This window comes from Bacteroides faecalis (assembly GCF_003865075.1).
Lineage (GTDB): Bacteria > Bacteroidota > Bacteroidia > Bacteroidales > Bacteroidaceae > Bacteroides > Bacteroides faecalis.
On sequence record NZ_BHWB01000005.1, the window covers coordinates 26,411 to 52,599 of the forward strand.

Here is a 26,189-nt window from a genome sequence, read left to right on the forward strand (position 1 = left end):
TCAAGCAGACGAAAAATATTTAGCTACAGACTTTAACCTGAATTTATTTCCATATACACATCTTTCTTTGGCTATCTCGCAATATCTGATCAAAATTCAAAAACGCAGGGTGAAAATAGCATTGTTCATTTAGTCTTAGATTTAGCATAATTTATTTCCATCAAGTACTGATGCTGTTCTTTCACCACCCGATACATGGAATAATGTGCAAAGGATTCTTCCTTATATTTCATACTACTAATAGAAGCAGCAACAGTCCACATTAGAATAACGACAACGAAGACCACAACATATCGTAGCTTGATATGATATCCATGTATAAACATCCCACTGATATTGGGTGGAATAACGGTTACAAGGCTTTTCAATTCATTAATTTTTGTAAGTATCTCGTCCTGCCGCTTTAATATGTAATCGGTATTTGCTTCAATAGTCATACGATTGAGATTGTAATCGCAAACGTGTCTATAAAGATATTCAAGAAATTTAGACTTTTGCTTGAATAGTTCAATAAGCTTCGGGAACCATAGCGAAAACGGCAATGTATCAGGTTGCTGCTTCCAGATATGTTTCTTCACCACTGATAACGCATCATTCCAACAGGAACAGAAACTTTTGGCGATTCTATTATAAATGATCTTTTCGTCAAAGTCCACTTTTACAGATTGTTCTGGTTTAAGAACTGTAGTATTCTGTTTTTCAATACACTCTTTCAGTTCGTTGACACTTTGGCGCAAATTTGCAAGATTTGCAGATACTACATCTTCTTTCATTATCTTCTACATTTTGAGGGTTTATAGAAAGGTTCGTTTCTTGGGTTATCCTTGTTTTTGTCGTCTCGCCATCCTTGTTCATTGTTGGTTCCTCCACCTCCACCGAGAGTTATAGCTTGATGAGGTTGAATAATCAGTTCCGCAGTTACATCACCCAATGTAGCACAAAGGCTGTTGAAACTCAAATCACGGTCAAGCTTAGAGCCTGCAATGCTAAATTCATCCATACAAAAGGATATACCACGAATTTTATCAGAGTTTTCAGCATGATTAAAACGCATATCTATATCCTGACCTTTGAGCGTACTAATAAAGTCAGTCCAAGAACGAGAATTTACACGTGCATCAAGCACTGAGGAACGAAGGTTATACCTCCGTAATTGATGAGGACGCAAACGGCTCTTATTTCTGGCTTTGCTATTTTTAGGAGCAAAGTAAAGTCCATACTCTTTAGTCAAAGCACGACAAACTTTTGCATTGCGTATTCTTTCATTGCTGTCAGAAATGAGATTACCATCATTATCTATCCGATTGAATACCAAATGACAATGAGGATGTTTCGTGTCGTGATGCCGGGCTATGATATATTGAGTATTGCGAATCCCCATTTGTTCCATCCATTTCTTAGCAATCTCCACCATAAGCGCATCCCCTTCTTCATTATCAGGAAAACGGCTAATATCTTGCGAAGAGAAAGCAAGTGATACGTGCTTCACAGGACTCTTTACTTTCGGGCGCATGGATGCTTGAAGGTAAAAAGAATCGGCAATCAACTTATTGCTAATGGCACATACTCCTTCGTGCGCTAAAAGTGTAGCGCATTTCTTCTTGTTCTTTTGGTCGTTGGCATAGTTTACAATACCTCCGAAATCAACTCTTGTTTTAATCTTCGCTATCATGACAGGTATTCTTTACTTGGGTGATAATTCTACTAACTTCCGAGATAATCGAAAAACACTGTTGTTTGACTGTTTCCAATCCATAGATGTGCATCTGATGGGCAATCTGATTGACGTTATTGGCGATACCGGAAAGGTCACGAATTGCCGATACCATTTCCGGACTGATACGCTCACAGACCTGACAATCCATTGCTGCCTGATGGCAAAATTCATTGACAGACAATCCTGTCTGTTCCGCTTTGGATTGGATATAAATGTAGTCGTTTTCAGTAAACATTACTCGAAAACATTTGGTACGTTTCTGATAGCTCGCCAACTTTGGGCGGCCACCAAGTTTCTTTTCCTTTATACTCATATTGATTCTCGATATTGATAAATTGTTTTTTTGAGAGTGGCAGGTCTATCGCTTGCCCCATAGGTTTTAGTGGCACTAAAACACAAACTTGCCACTCAAAAAATCTTCCTATATTTCCCCTGCTCTATCCGGCATAGCTTGCCATCTTTAATAAAGGCTTCTATCCACTTATTTGCCGTACTTCCATTCTCGCCCAAAGTTAAAACCACCGCATCATAATCTTTCTTTGTGAAAGCGTCAGGCAACATATTATAAAGGGTGTTCCTTCGTGCATACACGCCCGTCTCTTGCGAAGCGGTATTGAATCGTTTAGACTGATTTCCTAACATTTTTTGATAAATGAATACGGCATGATAAAGCAGGGTGTCGCAAATACTCATGGCTATGAAATAGTCAAACTCATGGCAAACCAATTGTACAGTCTCGTCAGAAGAAGATTTGTGAATCACATTATCCAAATGTCGGACAGCGGTCAACACCATCATTATACGATAAGCAATCAGTCCCATCCGTCTGACTACTCCTTGCATCTTGTTATCCACTTCGTCACAACATTCCTCATTCACCCGACTGAGATATTCTATAAAGTGTTCCTGCAAATCAGAGGGAAGAGAAAAGGAATAATTACCCTGCCGTACAAATTCCTCATGCAAATGACAGAATTTATCTCCCAACAGTTTGAACATGGCATTCTTGGATTGAGAAATGTCACTTGTGGCAAACACATTTCTTATACCTCGTTTGAAGCGGATAATATAGAAACAAAAGCGACTCATCAATCCGTTCTCCGCATTAGGTATCAATCGTCGTACTTGTTCTGGAGTTCCAGCCAAAGCTACCGAAACTCTCGGATTAGCTACTTCGCAATACTCCCTGTCCTTGCGCCGACTCAAACTTACCAACTCATGGTGAAATGCCTTTCGCAACACATCGGAATAGTTACCATAGTCCGACTTCAAAGTCTGGCTTAATGTGTCGCCTTCCGATTCAAACAACAGTCCGATTCCGTCATTATCTCCCAATATCTTCAAGAAAGAGCTTGCGCTGCTATTGGCAGGAATGACAAGCATTCGCATGGGCGGTTCGGTTGGCATAATCATTCCACCATCTTTCTTGCCTTTGATGTAAGCGTTCAATGCTTCCTTATATTCCTGCTCTAATCGCTTGGAAAGTTCATGCAAATTACGATTGATGGGAGCTACAAGCTCTCGACATAGGGTCAATGCTCCTTTTCCCATACCGGCATCTGCCACCACGAACAGATATAGATTCGGATAAACAATACGTTCATCGTACACGCCACAAACATTATGAAAGCAGACCGACAAACACACAATAGCCCCAATCAGTATCGTATCACGGTCATCTACTGAAATGGAATTATTGACAACCTCATTTAGAAAAGAAGGAAGATGCTCAAACACACATTCAGGAAATACAGGAAGTTCTTCTTCTGATTTTATCCATTTACCCGTTTTACCATTTTGGATATTTGGCAAAATGGATAAATGCTCTTTACTGAACGGAGCCCATGAGATTCCGGCTTGATTTGCCAAATGGAAGAAAGAACGGATAGTAATGCCTTGCCCTTTGGAGTGCAGACAATGCGTATATTGTTTATCCGTTTCTTCCCTTTGATAGGTAGGGTAAAACCTGCTGATGCGGTGGTAATACTCCCGCCCGTTCTCTCCCAATCCATCCACAAGCGCAAAGCCCAACTCCACCCAATCTTTATAATGAGGGGCTATATCAATGGCACACTGTTCTATCTCCCGAACAACACTTTCCACATCATCCTCCACCTTATTATATATAGGGGCAATACTTGGCGTATGTATTTGCTGTATTTCAGAAGGGACATTCTCCCAATCTTGGGCGGAAAATATTTTCTTCGACATCATCTTTGTATTTATGGTTAATATATGCTTGTGGGTCGTAGGATAAGAAGCATGAACGAGCCACATCACTGCCAGACATATCCACTAATGGCAAACCTGTTGCTTTGATGCAGTTGGCAACAGCCTTGAAGTACCGGGAATGTTCCCAGCCTTTCAAGTCAACAGGTATTATCCACTTCAATCCATTACCGGATGGACTGACAAATAACAGTTCCGTATCAAAATACTCATGGTTGAGTAGTTGCTGTTTTAACTCCCCTATGTTATCCACATGATCGAAATCCAAACACATCAACCCTGAGTGCATAATCAGTTCCTTTTCATTCCGTTTTCGGAATAATCCCGAAAAAGTACAATAGTCGAAATGGGTGGTTTTGTACTTTTTGGCTTCGGGAGAAGACATCATCAACCGCAGGACTTCGGTTTGTGGTTGGGCATAATGCCCTATGATATAACGATACATATCCACAATGCCTACCGCCCTTATCGACTCGATGTTTTGAATGGGCTTGCGAAAGAACGAAAAGCAATAATCTGTCGTTTCCATCATCTGATAATCTTTTTAGATTCGACAAATCGTCTGGCTTCTTCCATTAAGTCATCCTGTGTCTTATACGATTTGTTCTTCAGCCAATCATCAATTTCCGATTGCAAGAAAGCCAATGCCTTATTTATTTTATGTACGGGAATCTGTTTGGTTGATACCCATCCATAAACCGTTTGCTTGGCTGGATGTGATGGAAGATAAGCGCAAAGCTCGTCTATATCCATCCACTTGGGTGAGTTACTTGCCTGTTTATGCTGCAAGGCATTCACTTTGGATTGCAGTGCTTCTACGGACTCAATCAGGTAGGACAACGCATTCGGCATTTCCTCCAATGAATTTACTTTATAGGCCATTTGTTCTTCGTATTAAAGTTTATGCCGCAAAAGTATAGGGATGCTTATAGGTGCTAAATAGGTGCTTGACCGCCACCTATCAACCGCTCATTTACCACTGACAGATTTAAGTTTCATTAATACGAGAATTTATTGGAAGCCATAATAAAAGGAGAATAAACCACTATTGGGACTAACACATTCCTTACCGAAAGCCTCAATACTACAAAATACCCCTCAAAAAGCCGATGCTTCATGAGGGGTAAACGGTGGTAAATACATGATAGGTATCACATAAGTCGTTGGTGCTCAGAGGTGGGAGCCTCCACCACAACCTATAAATCCAAATTGTCTATATGCAGCGTATTGGCGGCTTTCTCTTTTTGTTCGTTTACAATATGCGTATAAATCTGCGTGGTTTTGACATTAGTATGTCCCATCAAAGACTTGATGGTATATATGTCAACTCCATTTTCCAGCAACAGCGAAGCGTAGCTATGGCGGCCACAATGGAAAGTGATAGGCTACGCAAGGAAAAGCAGACAGAAGAAGATTAAACGTAAACCGTTTGAAATGAGCATTGTTTCAGTATTTTGCCAAATTGAGAAAATGCAAATGACAACGTAATATTGAGGTTGTTCAGTTACCAGACCGTTAGCCGGGCAGTTACCGGAACGAGAACAGGTAACGGAAAGCAATGAAAAGAAATCCTCACCGTTTTCTTTGCACTCGTACTCAGCATTTTGCTTATCAAGGAACGCTTATGTGGCAAGTAACTTTGCACCTAAAATATAAGCGTATGAAAGTAGAAAAATTCAAGGTGCTGCTCTACCTCAAAAAGAGCGGACTGGGCAAGTCGGGCAAAGCCCCGATAATGGGAAGAATTACAGTGAACCGCACGATGGCACAGTTCGGATGCAAGTTGTCCTGCACTCCCGAATTGTGGAATCCCCGTGAAAGCCGTCTGAACGGAAAGAGCCGCGAGGCGGTGGAGACTAATGCCAAGATTGACAAGTTGCTACTGGCGGTAAACATGGCATTCGACAATCTTGTGGAACGCAAAATTGATTTCGATGCCACCGATGTGAAAGACCTTTTTCAAGGCAGCATGGAAACGCAGATGACCCTTATGAAAATGACCGATGTTGTCTGTGATGACATCAAGGCACGTATCGGTATTGACCGTGCCAAAAGTACTTATCCCGGCTATCACTATATGCGGCTGGCACTCGGAGAGTTCATCAAGCATCAGTACAAGGTCAAGGATTTGGCTTTCGGGCAACTGACGGAACAGTTCATCCACGACTATCAGACATTTGTCACGGAAGATAAAGGACAGGCAATCGATACTGCCAGACATTATCTTGCCATACTTAAGAAGATTTGCCGTCTAGCTTATAAAGAGGGACATGCCGATAAAATCCACTTCCAACATTTTACCCTGCCGAAGAAAACGGAAACGATTCCACGGGCATTGAGCCGTGAATCATTCGAGAAAATTCGTGACGTGGAAATACCTGCATACCGCAAATCCCATATGCTGGCAAGGGATATGTTTCTCTTCGGATGTTACACAGGTGTATCTTATGCGGATGTCGTTTCGATTACCCATGCTAATTTGCAGACAGACGGGGACGGGGCATTATGGTTGAAATACCGCAGAAAGAAAAACGAACTCCGTGCTAGTGTAAAACTATTGCCCGAAGCAATTGCGCTTATCAATAAGTATAGCAGTGAGGACAGAGAAACCTTGTTTCCTTTACTTCGCTGGCCCAATCTTAGAAGGCACATGAAAGCGTTGGCGGCACTGGCAGGCATCAAGGATGACCTGTGCTACCATCAGGCGAGGCATAGTTTCGCCTCGCTGATTACGCTCGAAGCTGGTGTGCCGATTGAGACCATCAGTAGGATGTTGGGGCATTCCGATATTTCCACCACTCAGGTGTACGCCCGTGTCAGTCCGAAAAAACTCTTTGAGGACATGGACAGGTTCATCAAAGCTACCGAGGATTTCAAACTTACCCTTTAATACGGCAAACGATATGCGAAGTACATTTTCACTGTTACCCTATATCAACCGCAGCAAGGTAAAGGCTGACGGTACGACCGCCGTTCTCTGCCGCATAACCATTGACGGGAAACAGACGGTCATAAGCACAAGTATCTATTGCCGTCCCGAAGATTGGAATGGCAAGAAGAACGAGATAAAGTCCACAAGGGAAAACAACCGCTTGCAGGAATATCTCCGGATCATTTCAGAAGCATACGAGGAAATACTGAAATCGCAAGGTGTAGTCAGTGCAGAGATGTTGAAGAGCCACATCACCCAAAACAACATTCATCCGACTACCCTCCTGCAAATGGGAGAATGGGAACGGGAGCGGTTAAAGAAACACTCCGAGGAAATAGATTCAACCTCCTCCTATCGAAGTTCAATGTATTACCAGAAGTACCTGACAGACTATATTGTGTCATCGGGTAAAAAGGACATCTGTTTTGAAGAAGTTACAGAGGACTTCGGCAAATCTTATAAGGCATATCTGAAAAGATGCAAGAACTTCGGGGCATCTCAGACCAACCATTGTCTGCGATGGTTGAACCGCCTGTTGTATCTGGCAGTCGATAAGGAGATAATCCGAGTGAATCCCTGCGAGGAGTTGGAATATGAAACCAAACCGGAGGCAAAGCACAGATACATCAGCCGCGATGAGTTCAAGAAGATACTTTCCACCCCGATGTATGACAACAGGCTGGAGTTGGCGAGACGGGCTTTCATATTCTCCTGCCTGACGGGATTGGCGTATGTGGATATACAGTTGTTGCATCCCCACCACATCGGGATGAATGCGGAGGGCAGACGGTATATCCGTATCAACCGCAAGAAGACAAAGGTGGAAGCGTTCATACCCCTGCATCCCATAGCGGAACAGATATTGTCGCTGTACAACACGGCCGATGACGAACAGCCCGTATTTCCGCTTCCTAACCGTGACGCCTTGTGGTTTGAAATTCATGAGTTAGGTGTAATCATAGGCAAAGAGGATAACTTGTCCTACCACCAAAGCCGACATAGTTTCGGAACTTTCCTTATTTCAGCGGATATACCGATAGAGAGTATCGCCAAGATGATGGGGCACTCCAATATTCGGACGACACAGGGATATGCACGTATAACCGATGACAAAATCTCAAAGGATATGGACAAACTGATGGAACGCCGGAAGAAACAATCTACCGGCGAAAAGACAAACCAAAGTAACTAAACAATGTCAATACAATATATTATGGATAGAGGTATAATCACAATCAGTGAAGCGGGTATGGTCACTATTCCGACCGCACCCGTATGGATGACACAATTCGAAATCGCCGACCTGTTTGGAGTATTCTCTTGTGGCATCCGTAAAGCGATTCAGGCTATATATAGGAATAAGGAGTTAAACGAATGTGATACGATGAAATATATCAAGCAACCAGATGGTATCAGTTATGATGTTTATAATTTTGAAATGGTTATAGCCATTGCATTCAGGATATGCAGTAGAGAAAGTATCTTGTTCAGACGGTTTGTGATAAATGAAATCTACGCCACTAAGAAAGAGAACTCAATAACATTGTTTGTATCCTGTGGCAGAGGAAGCAACCTATGGTATAGTTGAGGTTCATCCCATCAGTCACCTGTTCCCGATGCTCGGATGCAAAGGTAGCGCATGGCACTGATGGCAGTGGCAAGGTCAGGCGGCAAAGCCGTTTCGGGCAGAATCTTCCTCCTGCGGAGCGTATTCAGCCCGAAAACCTTGCCTCTGCCGACCATACGCTCGAAAGGCATCCGGCAACGGAAACAAGCGACTGACGGGAAATCAGAAGACAAAGAAAAGGAACGGCTAACAGACGAAGCGGAATCTTGATGCTTCATCCGTAAACCGTTCCTTTTTCTTTTTGCTGTCAAGTCCATTACTACCGCAAATTATAGGGCAGACGGCAAACTGCACTCTTTCAAGAAAATCAGATTGCCTTCTGTCGGTAGGCGGAGCGGTAGCCGTCAGTTAGCATCTTCTCTATGTCGGATTCACGGTAGAGGATTTTGCCACCTAATTGGATATAGGCTATCCGTCCTTCGTTGCGGTAGTCTTGAAGTGTTCTTCGACTTACCTTCAGTCGTGCTGAAACCTCCTTTGTCGGTAAAGAAACGTTCTCCGCCCAATGTCGGGCGGTAGTTGGCGGTCAGGCGCTCGTAGTTGTCCAGCAGACGGTCAAGGCTGCCCATGAAGTGGATTATCCACTCGTTGTCTTTGTTAATCAATTCGTTCATGTTACTTTGGATTTAGCGGGTATTGTTATTATACTTTATTTATTGCACTGAGATTATATCGTCCGTCCTTTGAATCTCGCTTCTTTTCGTCTATCCTCCACAACGGAAACGATACGCTGCACATCTTCGGGACGGTAATACGTCTTATGGTTTATTTGTGAGTAGGCAAGCGTACCGTTGTCCCGCAGAGTCTGCAACGTGCGGGGACTGATGTTCAGCATCCGGCACACGTCCTGATTGTCCATCCACTCACTTATTCTCTTTTCGCCGTGCCGCTGGCAGATTGCTTCCATACGGTGGACGAAGCGGTCGAATTTGGCGACCATCGCCTCAAAGGTTTTTCTTTCGATAGATACGATTTCCATATACGTTATTCTTTGATGTTATTGTTTCTTTTGCCGCAAAGGAATATATAATCAGTTATCCGACAATGGATTTTCTAAAAGTGGAAGCATGTGGCACCGGTATGGCATAGGTTGTCCAGGGTACTATTTATCGTTATCATCTTAATTGGGGATTTTAGCAAGAATGCCAAGAACAAAATAAGGGCTTAATTCAAATTTACCCGTAAATACATCTTTGTTCTTCCTGTGATTCATATCCGGCAAATCGAAGAAGTCTGCACCATTGTTCATACCGCCATAAGGCAAAACTACACAAAATTGCCTAACAGAATCCAAGTCCTTGACTGCCTGAACTAAAGCCTCTTACTTTGCTCCCGACAAACGGTCAACTATGCGCATACAGACCAACAAGTATTCACTTTAACAAGAAACGACAATGAGTAAGAAATTCAAAAACATCGAGAACGATGAAGCGTTCAAGAACTTCAAATTGGAAGACTATATGCCTTCCATGCCCGAACACAAACAGGAAGACAGTTTTTCCGTAGCAGTAGAACAAAAAACTGTTATGGAAGCTGGCAATCTCTTTCCTGTATTGGATAAGCCGGAAACATCCGCAGAACAGGTAACTGAGCCGGAAACAAGCGCAGGGTCAGACAATGAGGCAAGGGAAACAGAGGCGGATAACGTTACCGTGGAACGAACTGTCGCCAGACGTATCAGCAGCAAACAGCGCAGACTGTCATTGGACGAATACCGTGCCACCTATCTGCGAGTGCCCAAGATTGCCGACCGCAAGCCCGTGTTTGTCAGTGGGGAGGTTCGTGACAGGTTGGACGAGATTGTGCGCCGCCTTGGTGGACGTGGCATGAGTGTATCAGGGCTTATTGAGAACCTCGCCCGTCAGCACATGGAAGCCTACGGGGAAGACATCGAGCAATGGCGTAAATTGTAGGAATTAAGACAAGACCGACCGAGTGTCTTTAGGGCATCTTTCAGGGTTGCTCTAAATCACTTGTAACGAAGTTTGGAGGGGCAAGTTTATGTTTCGGGCAGCCCGAAACCACTTGCCCCGCTCCAAACCTCGCAGGGAAGGCACATCCCGTTGGTCTATCTTATGCACAATTATTACAATCAGTGATTAAACTAAAGAATAGAAAATCATGGACAACGAAAAAAGAAAGAATAATATAAAAGGTAACAGACGGGAACGAGCCAACAAGGGAGGTCGTCCCGTCAAAGGAGCCACCGAGAAACTGAAATACCGTATCACGGTGAAGATGACAACGGAAGACTACTACCTGTTGAAGTCAAAATCGAAGTCAGCAGGTGTTTCTGCCAGTGAATTCATTCGTAGTTGCATTACAGAAGGCAGTGTGAAAGAACGGCTATCGAAAGAGCATGGCGAACTTATCCGCAAACTCTGCGGTATGGCGAACAATCTGAACCAACTGGCACGAAAGGCGAATGCGGAAGGGTACGCCTCCGTGTTTATTCCCTGCCGCACACTGATGATAGAGATAGACAATCTTGTAAACCGAATACGCCTATGATAGCAAAAATCATGAAAGGCTCGGACTTCAAGGGTGTGGTTTACTATATCCTGAATGATGAGAAGGGTACTCAAATCATAGATGCGGACGGTTTATTTCTGGAAAATAACGACACGATAGCGCAAGGATTTATCGGGCAAGCACAGATGAATCCGAGGGTAACAAAGGTTGTCGGGCATATCGCATTGAGTTTTTCTAAGGAAGATGCGCCACGACTGAACAACGTAGTCATGGCGCAGATTGCCCGTGAGTATATGGAACGGATGGGTATCAAGAACACACAGTACATCATCGGGCGGCACTTTGACAAGGAGCATCCGCATGTGCATATTGCGTTCAACCGCATCGACAATAATGGCAAGACCATATCCGACAGGAACGACCGCTTCCGCAGCGAGCGTATCTGTAAGGAACTTACCAAGATGTACGGGCTTCATTTTGCCAATGGCAAGGAGCAAGTGAAGACAGACCGATTGCGTGAGCCGGATAAGACGAGGTATGAGTTGTACCAAATCTTGAAGACGGAGGTCAGCAGATGCAAGGTTTGGAATACCCTGCTTGAAAGATTAGAACGGCAAGGCGTAGATGTGCAGTTCAAATATAAGGGACAGACGACTGAAATTCAAGGTGTCATCTTTACGATGAACGGCTATCGCTTCAACGGTTCAAAGGTGGACAGGCAATTCAGCTACTCCAAGATTGATGCGGCATTGAACCGCAACAATTACGGGGAGTGGAAGATGCAAACTCAATCGCAGACTAATCGGGAAGAAATAAGCCCGACTTCAAGTGTCGGCGGCGAACTTATCAATGGCTCATTAGGCTTGTTCACACCAACCAATATGCCGGAGGAGCAACAACCTTACGACCCGTATCTGAAAAACAAGAAAAAGAAGAAACAACGTAAAATCAACTGGTAATCATGGCAGACAACAATGTATTCATCCTCTTTGAGGAAATCAAGACCGCCTTAAAAGGCATAAATGGCAAGCTGGAAGCATTGCCCAAGGTGGCAGGACAACAACCACAAATAGAAAATAATGAACCGGATTTATCTCCAATTAAGGAGGCTATTGTGGAAACGGCAAAAGCTCAGTCTGGAGAAATTAAGGGCTTGTTGGATAAGCACTGGAAGGCTTACGCACAGATTTCCACCCTGATACTGCATCACCTTGATACAATCAAGAAGTCGCAGGATGAACAAGGTGTGCAACAAGAGCCACAACCGCAGGAGCATATCCACCGGCATAGTTTTGACATCAAGTCAAGCAAGGTTTTTTCTTTCGTTGTGGGATTGGGTGTGGCATGTGCCTTATCCCTGTGGGGCAATATCTCGCAATGGCAGTCCAATAGGAAGTATTCCGATGATGCGTTGAGGTTCCGTGCTATCCGCTCTTGGGGTGGATGTGATGCCAATGATTTGCTTTGGTTGAACAAGGTGTTTGACATCCACCGAGACGAGAAGGCCATTGAGTGGATACGGAAGCAGGCTGATGGGTATGAAACATCCCTGAAAGCGGTTTCCGACAGCCTGATGCAGGAGAGTATCAAATCAAAATCCGATTGATATGGCATCGGTAAAGGTCAAGTTTCGTCCCTCCACCGTGAACGGCAGGGAGGGTACACTCCACTATCAGGTCATCCACAATCGTGTGGTCAGACAGATAAACACCGAGTATAAACTTTTCGTTTCGGAATGGGACCGCCATTCCGAAACGGTTGTCTTACATCATATATCAACAGGACAAGAGCGGAACAACTATCTACTTTCAATCGGTTCACGCATCAAGTGGGACAAGGACAGGCTGAACAAGATTATACATGCGTTATCCCAGTCCGGCACATTTGTGACGGATGATATAGTCATGCGCTTTCACGACAACAGGCAAGAATTATCGTTCAACGCTTACATCAGCCAGCAGATAGCAAGGCTGAAACGCTTGGGGAAGATACGTACTTCGGAAACCTACACTGCCGCTCTCAGGCGTTTCAGCGGTTTTATGAATGACAAGGAGGTCTTGTTTGGCCAGCTTAACGCAGATTTGTTTGCTGAGTACGAGGCTTATTTGAAAGGCAGGGGAAATACGCCCAATACCATATCCTTTTATATGCGTATCCTGAAAGCGGTTTATAACCGTGCGGTGGAAGACGGATTGACCGAGCAACGGCATCCGTTCAAGTCCGTTTATACAGGAGTGGAGAAAACCATGAAGCGAGCCATATCGCTCAACGACCTTAAACGCATCAAAGGATTAGACTTGTCGTTGAAGCCCAATCTTGATTATGCGCGTGATATGTTCCTGTTCTGTTTCTATACAAGAGGAATGTCGTTCATTGATATGGCTTATTTGAGGAAGAAGGATTTGCAGAACGGGATTCTTTCTTATCGCAGACGCAAAACAGGACAACAACTATTCATTAAATGGGAAAAGTGTATGCAAGGGATTCTTGACAAATATCCGATAAACGAAACAGAGTATCTTTTACCCATTATTACACAACGGGACACAGATTATCGGAAACAATATACCAACGAACTTCATCTGGTGAACCATTTGCTGAAGAAAATCGGGAAGCAGCTGGATTTGCCGATACCCTTGACAATGTATGTCGGACGACATTCATGGGCAAGTGTTGCCAAGAGCCGTAATGTGCCTATCTCTGTCATCAGTGAAGGAATGGGGCATGATTCCGAGAACACCACGCAGATTTATCTTGCATCATTAGATACTACAGTGGTGGATAAAGCCAATAAGAAGATACTGGATTTGCTGTAAAGTCATGAATGTTTTGCGAATCAGTCCAACGCTTACCAAGAGACGGATGAGTTGCCTTATTCCATTGATATTGAGTTGTATTTTTCCCTCTTTATGGATAATTTCGCAAAACATCCGATATTCCTCGCAAAACAAAAGCATGGCAATAAGTAAGATTTTCAGCGTTTTATATCCTAAAAATCATTATTTTGCGTAATTTTGCATTGTAATATCCGTCTCTTGGTAAGAGAAGAACCTTTTTCCCTTATTTCTATAAGAGACGGGCGTAAACTTGAAATAAAATGCCCGTTGAAGTTGACATATTGGAAGATAGTATCTTTAGGCTTTCGCCCGACTTGCTGAACACCCTGCTCAAAGATCATACCATGAGCAAGGAGGGTATTCAGCGCAATATCTTTTGGGCGACTTCTGATTATGAAAGCCTGAGTGAAGAGTATGAATACGATGCTCCTATTTTCTCGCATCTCATCACCGGGGACAACGGCCATATCATCATGCCGCGTGTCCTGAAAAGCCGTGACACACAGACTGCACGTTCCCGTGATATGGCGGAGGTGTTCACTCCGTCATGGATATGCAATGCACAGAACAACCTGATTGATGAAGCATGGTTCGGACGAAAGGATGTGCTCAATACGGAATATACGGATGAAGATGGCAACCATCGCTGGCATACCAATTCGAATCCGATAACCTTTCCCGAAGGTAAGACTTGGAAAGATTATGTGCGTGATACTCGTTTAGAAATCACTTGTGGAGAAGCTCCCTATATCGTCAGCCGATACGACACCACCACCGGAGAGATGATTCCATTGGAACAACGCATTGGTTTGCTTGACCGTAAGTTGCGGGTAGTTGGCGAAAACACGGAAACTTCCGGCGAATGGTTGGAGTGGGCGCAGGAAGCGTACAAAAGTATATACGCTTACGAATGGCAAGGTGACAATTTGCTGATTGCCCGTGAATCCATGCTTATCTCCTTTATCGAATACTATCAACAAAAGTTCGGCAAGCGACCCTTGTTGAAATCCATCAATTATATCGCCTACATCATTTCATGGAACGTCTGGCAGATGGACGGGCTTAAAGGTGTCATCCCGAACAGCTGCGGTGAGCGCCGGACTGTTGTAGCTGATTTGTTCGGGACAAGGGAAGAAGTCAGTCAATGCGAAGGCTGTCAGAAAGATGACATCCGCAGGCACAACGGTATCTATTGCCAAATCAAGGACTGGCGGGCCAAAGACCCTAAAACGGGAAAGATGGGAAAACGAATCCGATTTATCGACCTCATAAAATAGTGCAGTATGAAATTCACATCTTCACTAAAATTAAAACTGATATATGTGTTCCGCATCGATGATGCCGCACATAGGGGATGCCTGAAAGTGGGCGAGGCCACTTGTGACAATGACAATGTTTTCGGTCTTGCCCCGAACAGCAAGGCTCTCAACGAGTACGCGAAGAAACGCATCAACCAATATACGCAGACGGCTGGTATCGCATACGACCTCTTATATACGGAACTGACGATATACAACAGCAAAAAGGGCTTGTGCTCTTTCAACGACAAGGAAGTGCATAGCGTTCTGGAACGTTCCGGCATTAGGAAAAAGATATTCGATACCGAGAACAAAGCCAACGAGTGGTTTATTACCGACCTTGAGACTGTCAAACGGGCAATAGTTGCCGTAAAGGAGGGACGGGAATCGCTCTCTTCCGCCGAAGTTTCACACGACCAGACTCCGATTGTATTCCGCCCGGAACAACGGGAAGCCATTGAAAAGACCAAGAAACAATTCAAGAAGGGTAATCAGATGCTTTGGAATGCCAAGATGCGTTTTGGCAAGACGTTGTCGGCATTGCAAGTGGTGAAGGGTATGGATTTCAGTCGCACTTTGATTCTTACACATCGCCCTGTGGTGGATAGCGGCTGGTTCGAGGATTTCGGCAAGATATTCTATGACTGTCCCTGTTTTGCATACGGCTCAAAGAACAATGGTGACAGCCATGCTTCACTTGAAGCGAGAGCGAAGCAGGGTAAATGCCAATATGTCTATTTCGCTTCCATGCAGGATTTGCGCGGTTCTGAACTTGTGGGCGGCAACTTCGACAAGAACAATGAGGTGTTTGCCACCGCTTGGGATTGCATCATCGTGGACGAGGCGCACGAAGGGACACAGACTGAACTCGGCAAGGCTGTCATGCAGGAACTGACTAAAGCAAACACCAAGATACTGCGTCTTTCCGGCACTCCGTTCAACCTGTTGGACGACTTCAAGGAGGACGAGATTTATACCTGGGACTATGTGATGGAGCAACGGGCAAAGGCTTCATGGGATTTGACCCATTTCGGTGATCCGAATCCATACGCCTCTCTACCTACGATGAACATCTATACCTACGACCTTGGACGGTTACTCCATGAGTTCGTGGATGAAGATGTGGCTTTCAACTTCCGCGAGTTTTTTCGGGTCAATGAAGCCGGAAACTTTATTCATGAAAAGGATGTGAAGGCGTTTTTGAATCTTATCTCCAAGGAGGACAAGGATAGTTGCTATCCGTTTGCCAACGAGGAATACCGTAACATTTTCCGTCATACGCTATGGATGTTGCCAGGTGTGAAAGAGGCTCGCGCCATGAGTGCTTTACTGCAATCACATCCTGTATTCCAGCATTTCAAGGTGGTGAATGTGGCAGGAGACGGTGACGAGGACGAAGAGAGCAAGGATGCGCTTGCTGCGGTGGAAGAAGCCATCGGCAAAGACCCTGATGCCACCCGTACCATTACTTTGTCTTGCGGACGATTGACCACGGGTGTCAGTGTCAAGGCGTGGACGGGTGTGTTCATGTTGTCTGGCTCTTATAATACAGCCGCATCAAGTTATATGCAGACCATCTTCCGTGTGCAGACACCTGCCACCATCAATGGACGAGTCAAGGAACAGTGTTATGTGTTTGACTTTGCGCCGGACAGAACACTGAAAGTCATTGCCGAGACAGCAAAGATTTCTTCCAAGGCAGGAAAAACCAGCGGCAATGACCGTAAGATTATGGGCGAGTTCCTGAACTTCTGTCCGATTATCTCCATCGAAGGCTCCAAGATGAGCCAGTTCGATGTACCCAAAATGTTGGAGCAACTCAAACGTGTTTATGTGGAAAGGGTTGTCCGCAACGGTTTCGAGGACAGGAGCCTGTATAATGACGAGTTGATGAAGCTCAACGACTTGGAATTGCAGGAGTTTGACGACTTGAAAAAGATTATCGGCCAGACCAAGGCAATGCCAAAGACCAATCAGGTGGACATCAACAACCAAGGACTGACCGATGAGCAATACGAGGAACTTGAAGACCTTGAAAAGAAATCCAAGAAGAGAGGCAAGGACAAGCAACCTTTGACGGAAGAGGAGAAGAAACGTCTTGAAGAATTGAAAAAGAAAAAGAACAACCGCGAGGCTGCCATTTCCATTCTTCGGGGTATCTCCATCCGTATGCCATTGCTTATCTACGGTGCAGAGTTACAAGATGAATCACAAGAGATAACCATTGACAACTTCGCTTCGCTCATCGACCCGCAGTCGTGGGAGGAGTTCATGCCCAAGGGCGTAACCAAACAGAAGTTCAACAGCATCAAGAAATACTATGACCCGGAGATATTCTGTGCGGCAGGCAAACGCATCCGTGCTATGGCCCGTGCCGCAGACAAACTTAGTGTGGAGGAACGCATCGAGCGTATAACGGATATATTCAGCACATTCCGCAATCCCGACAAGGAAACGGTGCTCACGCCTTGGCGTGTCGTCAATATGCACCTTGGCGATTGTCTGGGAGGATATAACTTCTTTGAAAAGGGTTATGAAACCACTTTATCCGAGCCTCGTTTCATTGACCGTGGCGAAGTGACAGCTAATGTGTTCGCCCCGGATTCCCGGATTCTTGAAATCAACTCCAAATCCGGATTATATCCTCTATACATGGCATACAGCATTTACCGTGCAAGGCTCAAGGACTCCCTGTTTTCGGTGTCTAGTATTGAGGATGAACAGCGCATTTGGGACAAGGTAGTGGCTGAAAACATCTTTGTCATCTGCAAAACTCCGATGGCAAAGAGCATCACCAAACGCACCCTTATAGGTTTCCGCAAAGCGAAGGTAAACACCCGATACTTCGAGGACTTAATCAATCAAATCAAGAACAAACCGGAACATTTCATCAAGCAGGTAGATAAATTCATTACGGATAGAGCAGAAATAAAGAATATGAAAATCAATGCGATAGTGGGTAATCCGCCATATCAAGAGGTTGTTGCACAAAAGGAAACTGCAAATGGGCAAAAAGTTAGTGTTAGTATATTCCAATACTTTCAAACAATAAGCGACCGATTAGGTAGATACACTTCTCTTATCTATCCCGGAGCAAGATGGATTCATCGTTCCGGAAAAGGACTGGAGCAGTTTGGTATGTCACAAATAAACGATCCACATTTGTGCTTTCTGAAATTCTTCCCTGATTCAACAGATGTATTCAAAGAAGTTGGAATCGCTGATGGTTTGTCTATAGTGATGAAAGATACGCAAAAGAAGAGTAATGGATTTAGATACGTCTATTCTAAAAAAGGTAAGGAGGTGACGATTGAAGCCAATAATCCGAAAGAAGAATTATTCTCTTTGAATCCTCTTGATAATGAAATCACAGATTCTTTGAATTGCGCTATTATAAAATATGGATGTTTACATGATGCCATATTACCTCGTAGTCTGTTTTCTATCGAAAGTGATTTCGTTGAAAAGAATCCTATGCTAGTGAGAGACTATCACGAAGGTGACAATTATGACCCTGAATCAGAAATAAAACTCTTCACAAATGACAAAGCAGGAAAGAGTGGTAGAGCCAAATGGTACATAGCAAATAAAGATGTTATCACAACAGGGCGTGAACATTTAAACAGATGGAAAGTCATTGTTTCAAGTGCTAATGCTGGAGGACAAAAGCGTAGTAATCAAATCGCCATCGTAGATGACCATAGTGCATTTGGTCGCTCTCGTGTAGCATTGAAAACATTTGCTACAGAACAAGAAGCCAAGAACTTCTTCAAATACGCCACAAGTGAGATAATCCGTTTTGCCTTCTTACTTACTGACGAATCTTTGACCTCTTTGGCTAAGAAAGTTCCAGACTTATTGGATTACACTGACACTAATGGCGTCATTGATTATAATGGGGATGTGAATGCTCAACTTTATAAATTGTTTGGTATTGATGACAGGAATCAACATTATATACAAGATGTTCTTGACTCAAAAGAATGACAAACGATTGTGTGATAGTTGGATTGAAAAAATAAAGCCTAGACGATTCACATCGTCTAGGCACATCCTAAATAATTATTTTCTACGTTTTGTTGGCCCTACTTTGACCTTTTCGACTACAGTTGTGCTCGGGTGCTTTTGTGCGTATTCGATAGATACAAATTTACCAGTTTCTGCACTCCTGCCTTTTTCTACAGTTTTTGCCATATTCTGAATTTTGCAGTTAATACTATGCGGTGACCTACCGTTTCCGCTACGGTACACTTAGGTGTTGTATGCCACTCTTTGTTCATTTCATCAATTTTTTACCTTGTATGTGCCTCAGGACAGCAAAAGAAACATCCGTCAACATTACTGTAATGTTTCTTTGCCTCTCTTACAGCCTCCTTACCATTTGTGAAATATCCCAAAAAGATCCGATTTTCTACTGATGGCAAATACCTGCAACTTGATGCATGGACTTCGTGTTCACCCGTAGGTTGGGCAATTTTGTTTACATAGTAAAAATCACTCATAATAAAAGAAAGTCAACTCTCTGGTCCGTTAGCCAGGGTCTTAATTTCGAATTGACACTGCAAATGTACGATATAATTTTGCAACAAACAAGAAAGACGTGGAATTTTCACGTAATTACGGCTATTTTTATTTACATACGGTGTATATAATCGTATTTTGCGTGATTATTTTGTTGTATTGGGTATAAAAATACCCCAGCAGGTTAGGCCAGGGTAAAAAACGTATAACAACCAAGTTATTCGCTTATATCATCCTTGTATTTGATAAATATTTCAATTCTGCGCATTAAGTCATCAATTTGTGGAGAAACCTCTTTCTCGTACGTTTTGTAGAAACTTATTGTATTATGTAGGTAGTCCCTGCGTCTGACATTGGTTGAACCGTATTCGTCTTTTTCGAAAAGTCTTACTGCATCTCGTCTAAGAAAGTCCGCATTGAGTAATGAAAGGTCATGTGTGGCAACTATAAGTTGACAATTTTCCGCTATGGTTAAATACATTTTTAGGATAAAAGCAAGTGCTTTAGTATGTATGCCGTATTCTATTTCATCTATACATGTAGATTTTGCGCTAATGATGACATCGTACAGTACAACTAACAATCTGATGATATTCTTTGTCCCTAAAGATTCCAATTCAAAATCTAATCCATTTTTTCCTTCTTTTGTTGAATGAATGAATCGCAAATTTTTATGTGTAATTATTCCTGACGGGTATTGTTCTAACATCGCCTTAATTACAATATCAGGAGCACCATTTGCTTTCAGTTCCGCTATATTCAAGCTTGCATCTTCTATGACATAATCGCAAATGTTGGTCCCAACATCATTTAGTAATCGCAATAGTAATTTCTTTAAGGCCTTGTCTTTTTCAGCATCGCCTGTTTGAAGTTTGTCAGCAAGACTTTTGTCAGACTTGTGAACCATACTTATATGATTCTCAAAATAATCAAAATTCTTACCTAAAATAGGACTTTCTATGTTAAGTGCACCAAATGTTGAAAGTACACTGGCATTAGAAAGTGTATTTACTTCTAAATCGTGTTGGTCAGATTTAGATAAGTCACAAGCATTACCAAAACTTATTAAAACTCTATCTAAGTCCTTATTATGAACACGATGAAATACACGAGAACTTCTTGATTGAACTATCTTAAGTTCTTCTTCCTCTATGCGCTCGGATGATACAACAATATTATAGTTGAAACAAACATCTTCAATATAATATGTCAATGCAAGTTCTGTCGGTTGGGTTGTAGAATAATCATCTAATAAAAAGGGTCTATATTCGGGCTTATCTGATGGCTTTTGCGGTTTTGCAGTTGCAATCATTCGGAAATAATTCAAAGCAGAAAACATCTTAGATTTTCCTGTTCCATTCAAGCCTACGCACAAAAGCAAACGCAATATACGTTTACCATTTATTTCTTTATACCAAATAGGAGGTAAATCCTTAGTTTTACCACCTTCTTTTTTGGACGCAACAAATGATAATTCTGTAAAGTTGCGATAACTTCTATAATTCTTTATCGTGAATGATTCTATCATGCATACTTCAATTTGGGTACAAAGATACATCCTCATTCTTAAAACTGCAAATATTTTGAGTTTTATATCCGTATTTCCGTGAAAATAGCACGTATATCTTGTGCGAACGGTGAAGATTTTGTATCTTTGCAAGCAGGAAGCGTTCTTTTGATGTAATGCAAAACATGGCAGAATACAGAGCCTCGCTCGTTTCTAAATCGTTACCCATTAAGAAACAAATTTCTGCAAACTGTTCATTTTCAAATATAAAGACAAGGCGTTGTGTCTCAAGCAATGGAAGGTGATGTGCTTCTTGATACCGGATGCTTCTATCCAGACTTTCAACGGACGAGAAATCCAAGAGGCATCAGTCAATCCTTCAAAAACAAGTGCTTCATCATCGTTTGGACGTATGCCGCATAGTTGAAGTGCTTGTTGAATGACAGGCTTGTAATCGGGCCTTTTTGTCTTTTGCTGAATTACGACTGCTTGCCATGTGCCCTTGCTTGTTTGCTGAATTTGTTTCCATTTCAAAGTTTGAATATCACTATGCCGCAATCCAGTGAGAATAGAGAACAAGAACGCACGTTTCAAAACATCATCCCTGCAAGGAGTATCAACCAACATCTGTACTTCATTCATAGTAAGCGCAACACGAGGTTTCTCAATGTTTGTTATTCCCTTTACTTTCGCACTAATATCAACGGTCAGATATTCATCAATGAATGCCTGTTTCAATCCGGCTTTGAGTATAGAGAAATAAGTCGATGCTGTGTTTTGTGAGATAGTACCTTTCTTATTCCCTCCCATTGGAGCACGGAGAAGGAACATCTTAATATCTTCAAGCAGTTTAACGGAAATCGCCTTGAATGGAATTGGTTGCCCTTGTGAATACATTTTCAATAATTCGCCTACACGCCTCCAGTTGACTATAATCGAATCAGAACTATTGGGATGACGTGTGCTTATAATACCATTGAAATACTTGATAAAATCCTGTTCGCTCCGCTCATTCTGTGCAGCTATTTCGTTTTCCTTATCAGTGTAAAGGATGGCACTATCGTATTCATGCTGTCGTAACTTCCGCACATTGTCGGCATAAATACAAGCCTCTTGGTCTATCGTTGAACGACATTGGATAATTCCATTCAAATCACGCTTAGGCTTATAGTTGAATGTTCCGTCCGGTAAGATACGTGCTATGGACGATTTGTCCCAAACTGGTGTAGATATAGTTCGGTTAATGGATTCTACCACACGGCTTGCACGGGTTGAACCTCGCTTATAAACTGGATATGATTCTATAATCAGATACCATTCTTCTTTATAATTCGACCTTCTGAGTTTGACGGTCACTTTGGTATTAGGTAATGCTTTCTTCATTCTACTTCTGACTTATATAGATTATCAATTTCTTGCTTGGGTACATACACATAGTTTCCTATTTGTCTTGAGGGAATAGAGTATTTTCTAACATGTGCCCATACTGAACTGTCATTAATATGGTACTTCTTACAAATCTCAGTAATGGTATAGCAATCCTCTGGCTCCAAGCTGTATATTTTAGGAGCAGGCTTTTCTTTCTCCGCAATACTTTCCGGTCTGTTTAGAAAAAGCCGTTCCATTTCAGAGCGTTTGATACGTGTGAGCCTTGTACCCATATTGATAGTTGGAATACGTCCTAATTTAATCAGGCGATACAGAGTGCTACGTTCCACCCCGAACATAGCGACGGCTTCCTTTACAGAAATGTACTCTCTGATGTCTGATACTTGTTTGGCAATGGCTTCTAACTTCGCGTTTCTATCCTTTGCATCCTTTTTGCGTTTCCAAGCCACTTTACCACATTTAGGGGAACAATAGTGACTGTCAAGTGTTTTTGCGACAAACACTTTGCCACAGACCTTGCACTTCCGTTTGATTTCAAATCCGATTGTTGGCATGTTATCTACTTTTAAGTATGTATTAGTGTGTATAAGTGTGATTAAGTACCACATTATCTACTTTTTTGTCTTGTCGCAAACATGTCGCAAATAAGAGATAAAAAAAAACATAGAAAACGCATAGCAACCATGAACCCCATAAACGCAAAAAGCGTGCAACTCATTGAGCTGCACGCTTTTGCTTATTGTTTATTATCTGTTTCCTTATCGGAATCATTTGACTTCCTCAAATATAAAGTATATTGATAATCAGTTAGTTACTGTTATCAAGATACAAATGATATGCAAATGTAAGTATAAAACCATATAGAAAAAGTACAAATGGACATTACTTTGTATGATAACATCCTTTTCTACAGATTAAGGGTTAACACAATGTTATACTACTGATATTCAGCATATTGAAGCTGTTCTTCCTTGCATTCAACAAAGAGTGTTAAATTATATTAAATCCTACAGGGCAATTATGATTCGTGCAAAGATAATATTTTGCAGTCAAAGGAAGAAAGACTTCTTGAACCACTTCTATGGTTCTATACTTCTGTTTCTGACGTAAGCTGACCCGTACGGTTTTCGGGTTTTAGACGGACATATATACAGTTTACTTTAGGTTAGCATATATATAAGAGCTAACCAAGGTAAACTAAAGTGTTTTTGTCCTGTAGATACTGCACTTTGTGGACTCTTTTCTCCTTTGACTGCAAAAACCTCTTATAGCCTTATCTCCACCTATAACGTCACTTCACACTGCTGTACCATGCAGTCTGCCATGTACCACCCCATCGGGCTTTGATAAGAATTGTGTTGCAAAGGTACCTGTCATGGCGTTCATCCTGCAAGGTCGGTGCCTGTGGTTTGTCCGTGAAATCTCCACGCTCTGATTGTGGCAGAGGTAGTATTTGACGGCAAAACCTTGCATTGATGAGCCATAACACCTTTTGGGGCAACATAATTCTTTAATCAATCCCGATGGTAGTTGGTTCTACATAAGGGAAGAAAATAAAAATTTTATCTTATGGCTAACATTTGCGACACTCAGTACAAGGTGACAGGCTCACGCAAAGCCGTGGCAGACCTTTGGAACACACTCCAAGAGTTGGAGGTGAACAGTAATAATGTGTATCTGTATCTCTTGGCAGAACACTATGGCATTGACTACGAGAAGAAAGGCATCTCGGTGAGAGGACACATCTATTGGGCAGAGTATGAGGAGAACGTGGAAGACGATTATGCCCTCTTGTCCTTTGACACCGAAAGTGCTTGGTCTTCATGCGACTTGTTCTTTGAGGAGGTGAACAAGGCACTTGGCGATGAACTTTCAATCAGTTGGCGAGAGGTTGAGCCAGGTTGCGACATCTTCTATACGCACGATGAGAACGACTTCTTCCCCGAAGAGTGCTACGTCACTGCATACGGAGAACTCTTTGAGGATTGTGAGGGTGCTTACTCCACCTTTGGTGATGCTATCAAGTTGTGGTGTGAGAAGACTGGTGTCTCACAGGACGGAAGAAGCGAACAGAAGATGATTGACTTCATCAATGAATACGAGTATGAGGCAGAGGACACGAATTTCTGCATCAATCCAATCACATTCGGCTAACAAGGAGGAACGGATATGGCAACGATAGACATGGAGCAGTTGGACGGCGTTGTAGGGTGTTTCTGCACCTTGCTTTATCCCCGAAGAGGTCAGACAGAGGGAACGATTGTCGAGGACTTGGGTTGTGAGGTCATTGTCCAGCTCATCAACGGCAAGGAAGTGACGGAGTACAAGGATGATGTTGTCATCTGTGAATAATCAGGAGAGAGTCTGTTGGCTATGTGGCTTGCAGACTCTTTCTTCCTTTGACTGCAAAAACTCTTTTAGGACAATCCTCCAATGAGGTTATGGCTGTTGTAACTGAAATACCTTGGGAGCAAGTTGTGCGGTTTGCTCACTTGCTCCAGTCCTGTTATAGAAGCGATGCTTCGACACCTGTATAGCGATACGTCGCCAAAGTCCCTTCGCCGTTTTAAGCGTCTCTGTACCTTGTTATAGGAATGGTCATTTCGCCTTTTGGTTTTACTCGTCTGTCTTTTGCGACTCTTCCTTGTCGGACACAGAACTTGGTCTTAGCATGATGACAGTGCTATCGCCAATCCTCTGATGTCTGTCCTCTTTTGGCTTGATGCCTCTATTGCTAAGCTGACCCTTAGGCTTGTCGTTCATCGTGCATCAGTGTTCATGCTCCTCACTCTTCTGATGATACAGCTGTAAGGTCGGATTTCCCGCTTCGTTTCTCCAGGCATACAGCCATAGCAGTGCCCCTGTCTGTTGCATACGGATTGCCTCCTTGCTTACAACCTTTGTTCCATTGTTTGGCCCCGTCTTTTTCTGAATTGAGCTATTTGAAAGCCACTTATTTTTACCATGCAAAGGTAGCGTGATGCTGCGAAGGACTTCCTCCTTCTTGTGTGGCCGCTATCGCTGTGACCAATAAAATAGTGCGTAATCTTCCTTTTTCTCCCTTACCGCCAACGACAAAAAGAGTATTGCGAACGATTTTCATGGTGCTTCCCACATGGTGCCACATCCCTGCTTTTGAATGCATGTAAAAATTAAGTTTCACTTTTAAATTCAATTCAAAATGAAAAAGATCGAGAACAACTTCACAGTTTCAGGTTTCGTAGGTAAGGATGCAGAAATCCGTCAGTTCGCAAACGCCAGCGTAGCACGCTTCTCATTGGCAGTAGGCCGTCAGGAGAAGAACGGCGAGGAAACCAACCGCGTATCGGCTTTCATGAATATGGAGGCATGGCGCAAGAACGAGCACACCGAATCATTCGACAAGCTCACCAAGGGCACGTTGCTCACCGTCGAGGGTTTCTTCAAGCCAGAGGAGTGGACAGACAAGGATGGCGTGAAGCACTCCAGAATCATCATGGTTGCAACCAAGTTCTACGAGTGTCCCGACAAGGAGGAGACTCCTGCGGAAGAGCCGGCCAAGCCAGCAACCAAGAAAGGCAAGAAATAGCCTTTCCTCTCCATAACAAGGCGACCTTCGGGTCGCTTTTGTTTTGCTCAGGGACATCAATCTGCTGTTATAGCGTGTGATAATCTTCTCTA

26 protein-coding genes and 2 pseudogenes are annotated in these 26,189 nt (G+C 43.0%); 13 read left to right on the forward strand and 15 right to left on the reverse strand.

Features of this window, described 5'->3' with window-relative positions:
- Window positions 1-125: 125 nt before the first annotated feature.
- The 7 genes and pseudogenes from EJF25_RS09920 to EJF25_RS09950 form a co-directional block, all read right to left on the reverse strand.
- Window positions 126-773, reverse strand: coding sequence for a hypothetical protein (locus EJF25_RS09920; RefSeq protein WP_125041083.1), 648 nt, complete (start codon window positions 771-773; stop codon window positions 126-128).
- Window positions 773-1,672, reverse strand: a complete 900-nt coding sequence (locus EJF25_RS09925) for a relaxase/mobilization nuclease domain-containing protein (protein ID WP_125041084.1) — start codon at window positions 1,670-1,672, stop codon at window positions 773-775. The genes EJF25_RS09920 and EJF25_RS09925 overlap by 1 nt, the downstream gene beginning before the upstream one ends.
- Window positions 1,656-2,030, reverse strand: a complete 375-nt coding sequence (locus tag EJF25_RS09930; RefSeq protein WP_200832898.1) for a MobC family plasmid mobilization relaxosome protein — start codon at window positions 2,028-2,030, stop codon at window positions 1,656-1,658. Before EJF25_RS09930 ends, EJF25_RS09925 begins: the two co-directional genes overlap by 17 nt.
- 95 nt (window positions 2,031-2,125) lie before the next feature.
- Window positions 2,126-3,928 (reverse strand): DUF3987 domain-containing protein, encoded by a 1,803-nt coding sequence (locus EJF25_RS09935; RefSeq protein ID WP_125041250.1) that lies wholly within the window; start codon window positions 3,926-3,928, stop codon window positions 2,126-2,128.
- Window positions 3,879-4,478, reverse strand: coding sequence for a BT4734/BF3469 family protein (locus tag EJF25_RS09940; protein ID WP_125041085.1), 600 nt, complete (start codon window positions 4,476-4,478; stop codon window positions 3,879-3,881). The genes EJF25_RS09935 and EJF25_RS09940 overlap by 50 nt, the downstream gene beginning before the upstream one ends.
- Window positions 4,475-4,828, reverse strand: a complete 354-nt coding sequence (gene mads1 / locus EJF25_RS09945) for a methylation-associated defense system helix-turn-helix domain-containing protein MAD1 (protein ID WP_125041086.1) — start codon at window positions 4,826-4,828, stop codon at window positions 4,475-4,477. Before mads1 ends, EJF25_RS09940 begins: the two co-directional genes overlap by 4 nt.
- A 314-nt stretch (window positions 4,829-5,142) precedes the next feature.
- Window positions 5,143-5,328, reverse strand: a pseudogene (locus EJF25_RS09950) (tyrosine-type recombinase/integrase); the annotation flags it as partial.
- Between the two features lie 278 nt (window positions 5,329-5,606).
- On the opposite strand from EJF25_RS09950, the gene EJF25_RS09955 reads away from it, so the two are divergent.
- From EJF25_RS09955 to EJF25_RS09965, 3 genes are read left to right on the forward strand one after another with little or no spacing between them, the layout of a single operon-like run.
- Window positions 5,607-6,836, forward strand: a complete 1,230-nt coding sequence (locus EJF25_RS09955; protein ID WP_125041087.1) for a site-specific integrase — start codon at window positions 5,607-5,609, stop codon at window positions 6,834-6,836.
- Window positions 6,837-6,849: 13 nt separating this feature from the next.
- Window positions 6,850-8,070, forward strand: a complete 1,221-nt coding sequence (locus EJF25_RS09960; protein WP_125041088.1) for a site-specific integrase — start codon at window positions 6,850-6,852, stop codon at window positions 8,068-8,070.
- A 21-nt stretch (window positions 8,071-8,091) separates the two neighbouring features.
- On the forward strand, window positions 8,092-8,466 hold the full coding sequence (locus tag EJF25_RS09965) for a virulence RhuM family protein (RefSeq protein WP_125041089.1): 375 nt from the start codon (window positions 8,092-8,094) through the stop codon (window positions 8,464-8,466).
- 11 nt (window positions 8,467-8,477) lie between these two features.
- On the opposite strand, the gene EJF25_RS09970 is transcribed toward EJF25_RS09965, so the two are convergent.
- The 3 genes and pseudogenes from EJF25_RS09970 to EJF25_RS09980 form a co-directional block, all read right to left on the reverse strand.
- A complete protein-coding gene (locus tag EJF25_RS09970; RefSeq protein ID WP_117589642.1) occupies window positions 8,478-8,723 on the reverse strand; it encodes a hypothetical protein in 246 nt (81 codons plus the stop codon).
- 89 nt (window positions 8,724-8,812) lie between these two features.
- A pseudogene (locus tag EJF25_RS09975) lies at window positions 8,813-9,119 on the reverse strand (helix-turn-helix domain-containing protein).
- Between the two features lie 53 nt (window positions 9,120-9,172).
- Window positions 9,173-9,484: a helix-turn-helix domain-containing protein gene (locus EJF25_RS09980; RefSeq protein WP_022199349.1), complete on the reverse strand. Its 312-nt coding sequence runs from the start codon at window positions 9,482-9,484 to the stop codon at window positions 9,173-9,175.
- Window positions 9,485-9,899: 415 nt separating this feature from the next.
- Between EJF25_RS09980 and EJF25_RS09985 the strand changes: the two genes are divergently transcribed.
- The 7 genes from EJF25_RS09985 to EJF25_RS10015 all read left to right on the forward strand — a co-directional run bounded on the left by EJF25_RS09985 (window position 9,900) and on the right by EJF25_RS10015 (window position 19,099).
- Window positions 9,900-10,418 carry a DUF3408 domain-containing protein gene (locus EJF25_RS09985; protein WP_125041090.1) on the forward strand — a complete coding sequence of 173 codons (519 nt, stop codon included), beginning with the start codon at window positions 9,900-9,902 and terminating at the stop codon, window positions 10,416-10,418.
- Between the two features lie 208 nt (window positions 10,419-10,626).
- A complete protein-coding gene (locus tag EJF25_RS09990; RefSeq protein ID WP_125041091.1) occupies window positions 10,627-11,016 on the forward strand; it encodes a plasmid mobilization protein in 390 nt (129 codons plus the stop codon).
- A complete protein-coding gene (locus tag EJF25_RS09995) occupies window positions 11,013-11,936 on the forward strand; it encodes a relaxase/mobilization nuclease domain-containing protein (RefSeq protein ID WP_125041092.1) in 924 nt (307 codons plus the stop codon). Before EJF25_RS09990 ends, EJF25_RS09995 begins: the two co-directional genes overlap by 4 nt.
- Window positions 11,937-11,938: 2 nt before the next feature.
- Window positions 11,939-12,583, forward strand: a complete 645-nt coding sequence (locus EJF25_RS10000) for a hypothetical protein (RefSeq protein WP_125041093.1) — start codon at window positions 11,939-11,941, stop codon at window positions 12,581-12,583.
- 1 nt (window position 12,584) lies between these two features.
- Window positions 12,585-13,793, forward strand: a complete 1,209-nt coding sequence (locus EJF25_RS10005; protein ID WP_125041094.1) for a tyrosine-type recombinase/integrase — start codon at window positions 12,585-12,587, stop codon at window positions 13,791-13,793.
- A gap of 281 nt (window positions 13,794-14,074) precedes the next feature.
- Complete coding sequence (locus EJF25_RS10010) at window positions 14,075-15,091, forward strand: restriction endonuclease subunit M (protein ID WP_125041095.1); 1,017 nt, start codon at window positions 14,075-14,077, stop codon at window positions 15,089-15,091.
- Window positions 15,092-15,097: 6 nt separating this feature from the next.
- On the forward strand, window positions 15,098-19,099 hold the full coding sequence (locus EJF25_RS10015) for an Eco57I restriction-modification methylase domain-containing protein (protein ID WP_125041096.1): 4,002 nt from the start codon (window positions 15,098-15,100) through the stop codon (window positions 19,097-19,099).
- Window positions 19,100-19,850: 751 nt separating this feature from the next.
- Here EJF25_RS10015 and EJF25_RS10025 read toward each other — a convergent pair.
- From EJF25_RS10025 to EJF25_RS10040, 4 genes are all read right to left on the reverse strand, one after another.
- Entirely contained in the window at window positions 19,851-21,161 is a 1,311-nt protein-coding gene (locus tag EJF25_RS10025; protein ID WP_160119400.1) for an AAA family ATPase, read from the reverse strand.
- 207 nt (window positions 21,162-21,368) lie between these two features.
- On the reverse strand, window positions 21,369-22,523 hold the full coding sequence (locus EJF25_RS10030) for a site-specific integrase (RefSeq protein WP_125041099.1): 1,155 nt from the start codon (window positions 22,521-22,523) through the stop codon (window positions 21,369-21,371).
- Window positions 22,520-23,083: a helix-turn-helix domain-containing protein gene (locus tag EJF25_RS10035; RefSeq protein ID WP_125041100.1), complete on the reverse strand. Its 564-nt coding sequence runs from the start codon at window positions 23,081-23,083 to the stop codon at window positions 22,520-22,522. Before EJF25_RS10035 ends, EJF25_RS10030 begins: the two co-directional genes overlap by 4 nt.
- A gap of 737 nt (window positions 23,084-23,820) precedes the next feature.
- Window positions 23,821-24,033: a hypothetical protein gene (locus EJF25_RS10040; protein WP_007837487.1), complete on the reverse strand. Its 213-nt coding sequence runs from the start codon at window positions 24,031-24,033 to the stop codon at window positions 23,821-23,823.
- 65 nt (window positions 24,034-24,098) lie between these two features.
- On the opposite strand from EJF25_RS10040, the gene EJF25_RS10045 reads away from it, so the two are divergent.
- Window positions 24,099-24,683, forward strand: a complete 585-nt coding sequence (locus tag EJF25_RS10045; RefSeq protein WP_005816332.1) for a hypothetical protein — start codon at window positions 24,099-24,101, stop codon at window positions 24,681-24,683.
- A 15-nt stretch (window positions 24,684-24,698) separates the two neighbouring features.
- Entirely contained in the window at window positions 24,699-24,881 is a 183-nt protein-coding gene (locus tag EJF25_RS10050; RefSeq protein ID WP_004319908.1) for a hypothetical protein, read from the forward strand.
- 607 nt (window positions 24,882-25,488) lie between these two features.
- Here the strand turns inward: EJF25_RS10050 and EJF25_RS10060 are convergent.
- Window positions 25,489-25,656: a hypothetical protein gene (locus EJF25_RS10060; RefSeq protein ID WP_229077304.1), complete on the reverse strand. Its 168-nt coding sequence runs from the start codon at window positions 25,654-25,656 to the stop codon at window positions 25,489-25,491.
- A gap of 54 nt (window positions 25,657-25,710) precedes the next feature.
- Between EJF25_RS10060 and EJF25_RS10065 the strand changes: the two genes are divergently transcribed.
- The gene (locus EJF25_RS10065; protein WP_004319910.1) at window positions 25,711-26,097 is read left to right on the forward strand and encodes a single-stranded DNA-binding protein; all 387 of its coding nucleotides are present in this window, start codon (window positions 25,711-25,713) and stop codon (window positions 26,095-26,097) included.
- Window positions 26,098-26,189 lie beyond the last annotated feature (92 nt).